This is a genomic window from Caproicibacter fermentans, from assembly GCF_009746625.1.
Taxonomy (GTDB): domain Bacteria; phylum Bacillota; class Clostridia; order Oscillospirales; family Acutalibacteraceae; genus Caproicibacter; species Caproicibacter fermentans.
On record NZ_VWXL01000020.1, the window covers coordinates 67,116 to 78,374 of the forward strand.

The 11,259-nt window shown below is 44.9% G+C and carries 14 protein-coding genes; all 14 read right to left on the reverse strand.

Features of this window, described 5'->3' with window-relative positions:
• Positions 1 to 192 carry a hypothetical protein gene (locus CAFE_RS04420; RefSeq protein WP_066647369.1) on the reverse strand — a complete coding sequence of 64 codons (192 nt, stop codon included), beginning with the start codon at positions 190 to 192 and terminating at the stop codon, positions 1 to 3.
• A gap of 158 nt (positions 193 to 350) precedes the next feature.
• Positions 351 to 1,046, reverse strand: a complete 696-nt coding sequence (locus CAFE_RS04425; RefSeq protein ID WP_156989925.1) for a response regulator — start codon at positions 1,044 to 1,046, stop codon at positions 351 to 353.
• Positions 1,033 to 1,719: a sensor histidine kinase gene (locus CAFE_RS19925; protein ID WP_267901509.1), complete on the reverse strand. Its 687-nt coding sequence runs from the start codon at positions 1,717 to 1,719 to the stop codon at positions 1,033 to 1,035. Before CAFE_RS19925 ends, CAFE_RS04425 begins: the two co-directional genes overlap by 14 nt.
• A 54-nt stretch (positions 1,720 to 1,773) precedes the next feature.
• A complete protein-coding gene (locus CAFE_RS19930) occupies positions 1,774 to 2,571 on the reverse strand; it encodes a DUF4118 domain-containing protein (RefSeq protein ID WP_330593852.1) in 798 nt (265 codons plus the stop codon).
• Positions 2,552 to 2,710 (reverse strand): DNA-binding protein, encoded by a 159-nt coding sequence (locus CAFE_RS04435; protein WP_461949997.1) that lies wholly within the window; start codon positions 2,708 to 2,710, stop codon positions 2,552 to 2,554. The genes CAFE_RS19930 and CAFE_RS04435 overlap by 20 nt, the downstream gene beginning before the upstream one ends.
• Positions 2,711 to 3,084: 374 nt before the next feature.
• A complete protein-coding gene (locus tag CAFE_RS04440) occupies positions 3,085 to 3,819 on the reverse strand; it encodes an ABC transporter permease (protein ID WP_156989916.1) in 735 nt (244 codons plus the stop codon).
• Positions 3,820 to 3,829: 10 nt separating this feature from the next.
• Entirely contained in the window at positions 3,830 to 4,561 is a 732-nt protein-coding gene (locus tag CAFE_RS04445; protein WP_156989917.1) for an ABC transporter permease, read from the reverse strand.
• A complete protein-coding gene (locus tag CAFE_RS04450; RefSeq protein WP_156989918.1) occupies positions 4,554 to 5,477 on the reverse strand; it encodes an ABC transporter ATP-binding protein in 924 nt (307 codons plus the stop codon). The genes CAFE_RS04445 and CAFE_RS04450 overlap by 8 nt, the downstream gene beginning before the upstream one ends.
• A gap of 188 nt (positions 5,478 to 5,665) precedes the next feature.
• On the reverse strand, positions 5,666 to 6,589 hold the full coding sequence (locus tag CAFE_RS04455) for a sensor histidine kinase (protein ID WP_156989919.1): 924 nt from the start codon (positions 6,587 to 6,589) through the stop codon (positions 5,666 to 5,668).
• A 3-nt stretch (positions 6,590 to 6,592) separates the two neighbouring features.
• Positions 6,593 to 7,285 carry a response regulator transcription factor gene (locus CAFE_RS04460; protein WP_066647343.1) on the reverse strand — a complete coding sequence of 231 codons (693 nt, stop codon included), beginning with the start codon at positions 7,283 to 7,285 and terminating at the stop codon, positions 6,593 to 6,595.
• A gap of 307 nt (positions 7,286 to 7,592) precedes the next feature.
• Positions 7,593 to 8,357, reverse strand: coding sequence for an ABC transporter permease (locus CAFE_RS04465; protein ID WP_156989920.1), 765 nt, complete (start codon positions 8,355 to 8,357; stop codon positions 7,593 to 7,595).
• A 15-nt stretch (positions 8,358 to 8,372) separates the two neighbouring features.
• Positions 8,373 to 9,134: an ABC transporter permease gene (locus CAFE_RS04470; RefSeq protein WP_066647341.1), complete on the reverse strand. Its 762-nt coding sequence runs from the start codon at positions 9,132 to 9,134 to the stop codon at positions 8,373 to 8,375.
• On the reverse strand, positions 9,127 to 10,050 hold the full coding sequence (locus tag CAFE_RS04475) for an ABC transporter ATP-binding protein (RefSeq protein ID WP_156989921.1): 924 nt from the start codon (positions 10,048 to 10,050) through the stop codon (positions 9,127 to 9,129). The genes CAFE_RS04470 and CAFE_RS04475 overlap by 8 nt, the downstream gene beginning before the upstream one ends.
• Before the next feature lie 118 nt (positions 10,051 to 10,168).
• Positions 10,169 to 11,128 (reverse strand): sensor histidine kinase, encoded by a 960-nt coding sequence (locus CAFE_RS04480; RefSeq protein ID WP_413814420.1) that lies wholly within the window; start codon positions 11,126 to 11,128, stop codon positions 10,169 to 10,171.
• Between the last annotated feature and the right edge of the window lie 131 nt (positions 11,129 to 11,259).

Genomic DNA, 11,259 nt, shown 5'->3' on the forward strand with positions numbered 1-11,259 from the left:
TTAAAACCAGCCCATAATGAATCCCAGCGGCAGCGCGATCAAATACACTGCCGCAGCGACGGCCAGAAGAGTGAAAAGCGGACCTCCAACAAAAACCGTGAGGAATGCGGCAAATGGGTGCAGCTTCATAAAATTTGAAATGTATGTATCTACTTTAGACTTGCTTCGGGCAGTTGCCTCAAATGTTTTCATAAATCAAAGCCTCCTTTGAAGCCTCATGGTTTCGTTGCAGTGTTATCTTAGCGCTTATCCTGTGACTTGGGTGTGAGAGGATACCGTTTTCTGTGAGAAAGCTGTGAGAAACAGAAAGGCCGCCTTGGGAATATCCCAAAGCGGCTGCTGTATTCCATCTACTCATCCACGAGCCGATAACCTACGCCTATCTCAGTTAATATATACCGTGGCCTGGCAGGATTTTTCTCAATTTTTCTCCTGAGCCCCGCCATCAGCGCCCGAAGCACCTGCGTATCCGTACCATATCCGACGCCATAAATCTCCTTTAAAATATATTTTGTCGTCAGTACTTTCCCGATGTTGTTAAAAAACAGGGCCAAAAGATCATATTCCATCGGTGTAACATGTAATTCCGCATCATCCAGATAAATCAATCGCTTGTCAAAGTCGATCTTCAGCTTTCCTACAGAAAGAATTGACTGCGTTTTGCTGCTTTCAATTTTATGCAGATGGCGAAGCGCAACGCGGATACGGGCCATAAGTTCCATGGCTGAAAACGGTTTTGTCAGATAGTCGTCCGCTCCACCGTCCAATGCCGCGGCCTTCTCTTTATCCTGATCGCGAGCCGAAACAACGATAATCGGCATCTCGGACCATTCGCGGACTTTTTTGATTACTTCCATGCCATCGAAATCCGGTAAGCCGAGGTCTAGCAGCATCAAATCAATCTGTCCGGATACAAGCTGAGAAAGTGCGTTCTGCGCTGTACCGGCCGTTGTATAGGAAAAGCCCTCCTGCTTCAGCGCATAGCAGATGAAATTCCGGATTTGCGTGTCATCCTCCACAACGAGAATCTGTTCATTTCTGTTCAACACTGTTTTTCACCTCCATAGGCAGCGTAAACACAAACTCCGCGCCCGGTCCGTCATGCCTGTTATGGGCCGTAATCATTCCCCCGTGCGCCGATATGACAGATTTGCAAATGGCAAGCCCCAGGCCGACGCCGCGCAGTGCGTCGGCCCCTTTTGTGCGAGTCGTGTAAAACATTTCAAAGATATGAGGCAGATCTTCCTCCGCAATTCCTGTTCCACGATCCGCGACAGTAAAAACGGCAGATGCCTTATTTCTATCTTCTTGAACGCAAACCTCGACCTCTCCATTTGGCGGTGTGTGCTTTATGGCATTATCAATGAGGTTGACCAATGTCTGCTCAATCAGCCTTGCATCCATCGGAACAAGCAACACCTCGTCGGGAATCCGCACAACGATCTCATGCTCCGGTTCTCTCTTTGAAAAGGCCGCAACCGCAACTCCTACTACTTCCTCGACCGCTTCCGGTTGCTTATCCAGGATGAGCTTACCATCCTGAAGGCGTGTCAAATTGAGGATGTTTTCCACCATGGAGTGAAGCCAATCGGCATCCTTATAGATGTCTAAAGCCAGAGTGTAGCGTTCATCCTCTTTTTCGGTCATACCCATCAGCATTTCAGATGTGCCCATAATGCCGGAAAGAGGAGTGCGGAGATCATGAGAAATTGCGCGCAGAAGGTTCCCGCGATACCGCTCCTGCTCCGTTTCTTCCCTTGACTTCTGTTGCTCCTACGCACTGCGGAAACGATCCATGGCAAGCGCGGCGCTTTCAATCATAGAGCGCAAAAGGCGCTTCTGCGGCTCGCTCATGGAAACGGCGATTTCTACAGGTATTCTCAGAACGCCCAGGATGGCTTCTCTGCCGTAAATCGGCCAATCATAAAACTCATCGCCTACATCATAAGCGGTTCGCAAACCTTCCATACGGTGTTTTAGTTCAGCGGTGTCCTCCACCTTACGCCGAACCTGTTTTCCCGCACACTGCTGTTGAACAAAGCTCTGTTCGGGTTGGCCTCTTTCGTCAAAGCAAAGGCAGGCGGCGCGGCAGTTCATAATGCTGCTGATCGTATCCGTAGTAATGCTGGCGATATCGGATACGTCTGAGGCGTCGGTCAGCCGATTGGTCAGCTGAAACAAAGCGCTCGTTTCAGCTTCTTTTTCCTGTGCTTCCAGAGCATTTTTCTTCACCTTGGAAGTCAGGGTGCTGGTAATAAATGCAGTTATTGTCATAATTACAAAAGTGATTAAGTAACTTGGATCATTAACGGAAAGCGTGTAGTATGGTTTGGTAAAAAAATAGTTGAATGTGCAGGTGGCAATGACTGATGCAACAATTCCATAAACGTATCCCCGAGTCAATCGAGCGGTTAACAGGATCGACAGAAGATAAACAATCACCACGTTTGTTTCAGGAAAGCCGGCATAGCGGAATAGCCATCCGATCCCTGTTGCGGAGGCAATTGTTCCAATTGTGATCAGCACGTAGCGAAAGCTGTTGATTAGTTCTCTACTTTTGAAGGTTGTCACTTTTCCTGTCTCCCCGCGTGCGGCAGTCAATCGGTTTTTCCGCTTTGATTGGAACAAGCCAAAGATTTCCTTTTTTTATAGCGCCGAGAATCCGCCCGGCTGTGCAGTAATAATTTACATCCGGCTCGTGATTCCCCATTTTTCTCCTGCTTCCTTAACCGTCATATAATCCATGATCCATCACCTCATGAGAATTTGCAATCATTATATTTCATTTTCTCGAAATATGCAAGCAAACAAATGAGATTTGAGGATTTCGGTCAGCCGGGTACCAAGAGGCAAGGTGGTCTGCCGACGGAAATTGTTCCAGGACAATTCCAACTTCGGCGACGACAGAATTTCCGGCTGATGACATATTCGGTACTGTGCTCATGAAAAAAGACTTCCTTCCAGACTTGATTCATTCTTGTCTGAAAGAAAGTCTCCTGTAAAGTCTTGCTGCATTTTATTGATTTCCCTCTTGACTTTGCTAAGCAGGCTTTGTTTGGCGGGAAGTACGCATCTAAATAGCATTTAGCTGTTGTATTTTCTGTTTAACCTGTCAAGTATCAAAAGTGACAAACATGCGCAGATAAACAGACTCAAAATACTTGTTATCATCTGAGGCAAGGTCGATTCATAATAGCCGGACACGCAAAAAGCAGCGGTTACGGGATAGATAAAGCGGGCCGTGTTCTGCATCCCGACGAACAGCCCTGCGAAAGAGTAAACCTCCGCAAATATCAGGGAAATCCAATATCCTTTTTTTAAGACCGCAACAATGGCAATAATCGGTGATATGGCGAAAAACAGGCAGATACCCTGCAAAAGATAAATTTTCAGGAAATTCAAGACAGCTGCCGATTTCAGCAGAGAAAAGTGCAGAGCTGCTTCTGTCGAAAAAGTAATGATAAACAAAAACGCATAAAGCAGCACGCTCATGAACGCGGCTAGAACCAGTTTCGCGCCGACAAGTCTTGAGAGCTTGACCGGAATCAATCGAAGAGATTTCATTGTATCGCCCTGTTCCTCCCGGCAAATCATATAGCTTCCCATGAGGGCGATGATTGCCGGCAGGACGAATATGCTTCCCAGTGACTGCGCGGCAGTCATGAACCATCCGGGTTCGTCCACGTATCTATGGCCCTGAAACAGAAACTGGCCCTGCATATACACAATCACGGATACCATGACCGCCGAAAACAGAGCGATCCATATTATTTTTGAACGGCGGAGTTTCATCCTTTCCGCCCATAATAATGTTTTCATATTGTCCGCCTCACTGTCTTTTCCTAAGAGTGACATCCGCGCAGATGATCGAAGCAATGCTCCATATTCCAATGCACAGAAACGCACTTTTTAGATCAATCGGCTGTTTCATCACGATGTCGGGCATATCGTTTATAACAATAGCCGTCATGCCCGACAGCGGATGAACGTACATATTCACCATCAGCAGAATAAAACCGAGAAACGTATAAACCAAGGTTACGCATATCGGCAGGATATACCCCTTCTGTGAAGCAGCGACCGCGAGGACGGGAAGCATCGCAAAGGGGGCCAGCGCGCCGATTTCAAAGCACTTCAGAAATAGATAAGAAACACTGTCGGCGGTTAACGGTATCGTTCCGGGCAGTATTCCTGCCAGAATGGAACATACCGCCGTTATCATCATAAAGAGGACGGAATACAGAAATACGATCACGAATTTACTCAGGAAATACCCCAATTTGCTGATGGGAATAATCCATAGCTGTTTGAGCATATCGTTTTGATTTTCATCGTATAGAAGCATTGTTCCGAGAATTCCCAACACAACCGGCAGAATGATCCACGACGTATAAGAGTAAGCCGACCACTTGTAAAACTGCATTGGAGTGATATCGGCCTTTTTTGCCGCGCCAAAATAAAATACCGCCAGCAGTGGCATCAGCAGGGAGGAAATCAACATAAGAAAGATGAAATTCTTCCGCCGGAGTTTCAGAAATTCCGTTTGAATTAAATTAAGCAATGCCTTCCCCTCCGGTAACTCTTTTGAAATAATCCTCCAGGGTGTCGTTGCAGAGCTGGGAACTGATCACCGAAATGTCTTCAAGCATCAGCGCTTTGTTGACTGCCGCCATATCAAGAAAAGTATCAAAAAGATGCAGCGTGTGGGCGTCCTGCACCGAATAGTTTTTGGTATGAAATTTGCGTTCCAATATTAAGGAAGCTTTGGCGGTATCGGAAACCTGAAGCAGAATGTATTTCCCATTCTTCTTTTTTAGTGCGGCCATGCTGTTTTCTTCCAGTAAAACGCCGTTGTTGATGATTCCAATGTCATCCGCAAGCAGTGAAATTTCCGAGAGAATATGGCTGGAAATTAAAATCGTCTTCCCACGCTCCACACTCAGGTCTTTGATAAAACTTCGAACTTCGGCTATGCCAATCGGATCAAGACCGTTTGTAGGTTCGTCCAGTATCAGCAATTCGGGATCATGCAGAATGGCATTTGCAATGCCGAGGCGCTGTTTCATGCCGAGCGAATATTTGCTGAAAGTCTTTTTATCCCGATAGGGCAACCCTACGACTTCAAGGGCTTCTTGTACCGCACGGGGCTTCGTCGTCCCGCGCAGCTTTGCAAATATCTCCAGATTCTCCGTTCCCGTAAGATTCGGATAAAATCCTGGCATTTCGATGATCGCCCCGATCCGGGGATAAATTTGTTTCTCGTTTCCCTTGACGTTCTTGCCAAATAGATCCGCTTCACCGGAAGTGATGGACACAAGGCCCAAAATCATTTTCATAATTGTGGTTTTGCCCGCGCCGTTGCGACCCAAAAGGCCGTAGATACGGCCCTTGCGGACATGAAGGTCAACACGGTTGACGGCCGTCTGCTCGCCGTAAACTTTCGTAATCTGCTTTGTTTCAATAACAGCATCGTTCATATGAAACCTCACTCTCCTCAATTGTTTTGCCTTTGCGTCTTCTGCGCTTGAGTTTTTGTAATTCAGTCTGGATTATCGTTCCCATGGCTTGTCTCCCTTCCGTCTTCCAGTATATCGCTGAAACCTTGCCAAAACCTTGCCGGAACCTTGTTCTTTTCTTGTTTTAGGTAGAAGGAAAGCCCTGCGCGTCACAGGGCTTTCGGAAAAACTATTGTGAATTTTGCGCCGCCTTCCGGTGGTCTATCCGCTTCTATTTTCCCGCCATGGATCATGACAAGTTCTTTTACAATGGACAGGCCAAGACCATTGCCACCCGCTGTACGGGATTCATCACACTGATAAAGCCTTTCAAAAATATGCGGCAGATCTTTTGGAGAAATCCCTTTTCCGTTATCCTGAACGATAATTAGCGCCTGTTTGTCATTTTCCAGAATGCTGACGGTCACATTGCTTGCTTCGCTGTGAACCAGCGTGTTCTGAAGAAGGTTATTGAGAATCCGGGTATAAGCATTCCTGTCAAGCCGGAGGATATACTCCGTTTCGGGAATCGAAATTTCATATCCGATTTTCCTGTCTTCCAACGCCGGTATCCAGTCGGCCAGAATATCTCGGGAAAGCTCGTTTAAATCGCAGTCCTCAAATTGAAATTTCTGTTCCTTTGCGTCCAGTTTTACCCACTCGAATAAATCTTCCACAAAGTCCTTCAAGTGATGGGCTTTATCCAAGGCCACGCCGATATATTCTTCTTTTTCTTCCCCAATTACCACTTTTCCCTGAATGGCTTCCAGATAACCAACCAGTGAGGTCAACGGGGTTTTGACGTCGTGGGACAAACCTGTCATCAGGCGTTTGTATGCTTGTTCCGCTTCCTTTAACCGGATAAGCTGTGCCTGATCGTTTGCGGCAATTTCGTTGATACTGTAGCAGATGGATTTCGTCATATCGTTCTTTCTTGTGAGAATCCGTCGGTTCAGATTTCCGGTTTGAATGTCTTTTAGAGCGTTTTCAATGATGTTTAATTGTTCCTGCACACGACATAGCCTTGTAACAAGGAAGATGACAGCGCAGCCAAAGGTGCAGGAGAGAACAAGAAAAAACAATGTCCAGTTCATGGACTACGCCTCCTTGTTGAACCGATAGCCGACGCCGTGGACGGTCAGAATATAAAAAGGATGATCGGCGTCAGGCTCGATTTTTTTACGCAGCTTACTAATAAAGGACATGATGTTGTTGTCATCATAAGCATATTCGCCGTTCCAAACCTGTGTATAAATCTGCTTTTTGGTAAAGACGCGGCCTTTGCTGGTCGCAAGGAAAAGAAGCAAGTCAAACTCTTTGCCGGTCAGGTCAATCTGTTCTCCATTCACACAGACCGTTCGGTTGCTTTTGTCGATGACCATATTTTTAAGATTCATCGTATCTTCCTGCAAAGGCTGATTGAATACGGTGTAACGCCGTATCAGAGAATCAATCCGCGCCATCAGTTCATGAATGCTGAACGGTTTTGTCAAATAATCGTCCGCTCCGAGTCGCAGCCCCGTTACTTTGTCAATTTCGTCGCCTTTTGCGGTCAGCATGAGAACCGGGACCGTACTGCTTTTCCGAATTTCAGACAAAACATCCAAGCCGCTCATTTCCGGCAGCATGACGTCCAGAACAATCAGTTGATGGTTCCCTTGCTTGACCATATTTAAGCCGTCAATACCCGAATGGGCAAGTTCGGCTGATACGTTTTCTTTTTCGGCGCACTTTTTTATCAACCGGCACAGTTCCTTGTCATCATCGACAACCAAAATAGAGTGTTCCATGCTTTCACCGCCTTTCCTTCAATTATATTTCCATAGAATCTATCATTCAAGTTACAAAGATAGCTGGATTCATGAAAATTCTCCGCTTTGTATGGGATACTCTGCCGTTCCATTCTTCATTGGTTGATTCATATGGTCTCATGTGTTCCAGTTTACAGAATTCCTCTTTTTTATGCAACTTTTAATTTACAACAACGCCTTACAAACTAAAGTTTGATACAATTGAACGACTTTTGAGTGCTACATTTGACTGCAAGAGTTTCAATTTGGAAAAATTTCGGATTACAACAGTTCAGGCACCGCAGGCTTATGCTGCTTGCTTTTTGCCCTTGTTTTTGGACGTCGCAACTCCATCTTTATAGCCTTTTGTGCAAAGCAGCATAGCAACTGACAAAGCTGTCATAAGAAGCAGAATACCGATTTCCGCCGAAAGATTAAAGTTGTGCGAGCCATCTCCCGTAAATTTAATAATTCCAAGTCCAGCGGTAATAGGGTAGTAATCCGTCAACGCTCTGCCTGCGATAAAAATGCCGCAAAAGCCGTAAACGAACGCTAATCCAGTCCCGGCAAGATACCCGTTTTGTTTTCGGCTGAAAAATATAATAATTGGTAACACGGCCAGATAACAACAAAGTCCTAACCCAACGAGTTGAAAGAGCGATTTTACTACAAGCGCCGGCAACATGTTTTCATGACAGAATAGCATTCCCAGGACAAATGTACATAGAAAGCTAAATAAGCCGTACAGAACGGTAACAATACCAACCACAATCACTTTTCCCGTCAGCAATTTACGGAATGGAATAGGTACCGTCAACATATTTTTCAACGTATGGTCAACGTACTCACGGTTTATGATATAACCTCCTATCAGAACAATCATAAACGGGAAAGCTAAACTGAAGTTGTTCCATATGACACTGTTCGTATAACTCTCATACGTAAGCGTTCCATTACCGCCGGTTTGCTGAAAAGCTGCTAAAAGTGCTGAAAATGCCACCGCCACAATGCCGATCCAACGAACACTGTAGCGTTTGAGCTTTTGAAGTTCCGTGATAATAATATTAATCATTGTGTAAGTTCCCTCCTAATCTTCCTGCTTTTTGTATGAAATTGAAATAAGCGGCATTGATATTGCCGCTATTAAAAACAATATGCCCGCACAGACAGGTGTGGATAACATATATGGTTTTCTTATTGCAAAGTATTCCGGAGAAAGTCCACTCCAATAGGACGACCACCAACGCATAATAACCGGGCCGGGCAAAATGTTAATAAATATACTGTTAGGGGCAAAACTCATCATATTCAGCGCTATGCCAAAATTGAGCACAGAGTAAAGGAATGCAATTATGATGGAGAAAATATAGCTTTTGTTAAAACAGACAATAAGAATCACCACGGGAAGGACTGAAACAAACAGCATAATGCCAAGAATGACACTTAGTCCTAACTTAAAAGCAACTCCTTCCACAGCGCCCACAACCAGTCCCCCGATGATTGTAGCTCCTAAGCCGGCCATGGAATATAATACGGCAACAATCAAAAGCACAGCCAGCTTTGCTGCTGCAAGTTTGGTTTTGGGAACCGGAACGGTCATCAGGTTTTTCAGCATGTCGCTGTCCCTTTCCATAAAGAACAGGACGCATGCCGCTACACTCAGTACGCATGGCAAAAGGAGAAAATTTCCGAACGTAACGACCAGCTTAAAAAGCTGTTCAAAATGCAGACTGTCTTTTGCTACCAATACGGTCAGGGGGATAGGAAAGAGACAGGCTGCCAATATAGAAAGCAGAATAAATCGCTGCCGTTTGATTTTGGCAAATTCGCATAGGATTAAATCAAGCAATTCCCTCACCTCCGGTGACCTGTTTGAAGTAATCTTCCAAGGTATCGTTTTGGGTATGCGCTTCTGAAACATTAAGACCGCTTTCTATCCATTTACGTGTAATAGCAGCTACGTCTATCTCTGTATCATAAAGCCGCAAATTACGGTCGTCATCAATATGAAAATTGGAAGTATGAAAGTCAGCCTCTAAAATCCGGGAGGCCTGGGACGTGTCCGTAACAATGAAATGAACATATCTGCTGTTTTTCTTCTCTAGTTCTTCCAAGCCCTCTTCTTCCAGTAAAACACCGTGATCGATGATGCCAATGTCATCCGCTAACAAAGCCATTTCTGATAGGATATGACTGGAAATTAAAATCGTTTTACCCTGTTCTGCGCTAAGCCGTTTTATGAAATCACGGACTTCCACAATACCGATTGGGTCAAGTCCGTTGACGGGTTCATCCAAAATTAGAAGCTCCGGATCATGCAAAATGGCATTTGCGATGCCAAGCCGTTGTTTCATACCAAGCGAATACTGTGAGAACAGTTTTTTGTCCATATACGGCAGCCCCACCACAGCCAATGCGTTCTTAACGGCATTTGGGTTGGGCACTCCACGGAGTCTCGCCATAATCTTAAGATTTTCCGTCCCTGTGAGGTTAGGATAAAAGCCCGGTGATTCAATCAGGTTGCCAATTCGGGAAAGAACTTTCTTTTCATTCGTACAAATACTTTTCCCGAAAATACGCACTTCGCCAGATGTAGGACTTGTCAGCCCCAACAGCATTTTCATAGTTGTAGTTTTTCCTGCGCCGTTGCGTCCTAACAGACCGTAAATTCTGCCTTTCTTTACATGGATGCTTAAATTGGCAACACTTTTTTGTTCCCCATACTGCTTTGTCAAATTATTAGTTTCAATTACAAAATCACTCAAGATGTAAAACCCTCCTGTCATTTTTATAAATCCAATGTTATCCCCTCAACCTTGCATAAACCTTGAATGAACCTTGAATGAACCTTGAATCTTATAGAGAAGTAAAAAAGCCTGCCTTTCAGCAGGTTTTCTCATGAGCCAGCGGGAATTGCACGATAAATTCTGTTTGTTGATACGGTTCGCTTTGAACTGAAATCGAACCGCCCATCTTTTCCACAAGCTGCTGCACAATGGACAGCCCTAAGCCGCTCCCTTTTTGAGAGCGTGCCGTATCACATTTATAAAGCCGCTCAAAAACATGCGGCAAATCCTGTTTGGAAATCCCCTTACCATCGTCTGCAACAGCGACCATTACATTGGCAGCAAGGAGAGAAACTTTAATTTTGACGTGGGTTGCTCTACTATGGGAGATTACATTCTGAATTAGATTATTTATAATACGGGTATAGGCATCTGTATCCAAATTGACTTTGATGCGTTTTTCCGGGATCTTTATATCGAAATCAAGTCGGTTGTTCTCAAAAATTGGGATCCAGTCTTTCAGTAGGTTTCTGGTAAGTTCTGCAAGCTCTACCTCCCGAATAGTAAAAGTTTCTTCATTGGAGTTCAGTTTAAACCATTCAAACAACACATCTACATAGTCTTTCATATCATGTGCCCTCAATCGGGCCGTTTCTATATATTCTTCCCGTTCCGCACCGACTACAATGCCTTTCTGCGCCGCGTCTAAATATCCAATCAGAGTTGTCAGCGGAGTACGCACATCATGGGAAAGACTTGTCATCAATTGACTGTTGGTTTTCTCCGCTTTTTTTAATTCAATGACCTGTTCGCGAAACTCATGAACAATATCATTCATTTTATAACAGATCATAGAAGTCATATCGCTGGGTTTTGCCAGTATTTTTCGATTACTGTTGCCTTGTGCAATGTCGTCCAGTGTTTCTGAGATATCATTCAGCTTCAACTTGACATTGTGTGCTTTGCGATAGAGTAGCATCGTTGAAATGACAGCAGCAACGGCAATAACCAACACGGCCACAAACAACGGAAACTTTATATCGATTCCGTCCATCATTATACCTCCTCGTATAATAAGTTTTGTAGGGCGAAAACGCCCCAAAAATAGAATACCGGCAGGCTTTGAGATACCCGTGATATAATGCTGTCAAGTCGGCAGGGACAAGCTCTAATTCCTCCTGTTGGGCC

Bases quoted from the DNA above. Each gene is read 5' to 3' on its own strand.
- CAFE_RS04435 (WP_461949997.1), bottom strand. From the start codon at position 2,710: ATGGGGAATCACGAGCCGGATGTAAATTATTACTGCACAGCCGGGCGG.
- CAFE_RS04440 (WP_156989916.1), bottom strand. From the start codon at position 3,819: ATGAAAACATTATTATGGGCGGAAAGGATGAAACTCCGCCGTTCAAAA.
- CAFE_RS04450 (WP_156989918.1), bottom strand. From the start codon at position 5,477: ATGAACGATGCTGTTATTGAAACAAAGCAGATTACGAAAGTTTACGGC.
- CAFE_RS04460 (WP_066647343.1), bottom strand. From the start codon at position 7,285: ATGGAACACTCTATTTTGGTTGTCGATGATGACAAGGAACTGTGCCGG.
- CAFE_RS04420 (WP_066647369.1), bottom strand. From the start codon at position 192: ATGAAAACATTTGAGGCAACTGCCCGAAGCAAGTCTAAAGTAGATACA.
- CAFE_RS04465 (WP_156989920.1), bottom strand. From the start codon at position 8,357: ATGATTAATATTATTATCACGGAACTTCAAAAGCTCAAACGCTACAGT.
- CAFE_RS04455 (WP_156989919.1), bottom strand. From the start codon at position 6,589: ATGAACTGGACATTGTTTTTTCTTGTTCTCTCCTGCACCTTTGGCTGC.
- CAFE_RS04480 (WP_413814420.1), bottom strand. From the start codon at position 11,128: ATGATGGACGGAATCGATATAAAGTTTCCGTTGTTTGTGGCCGTGTTG.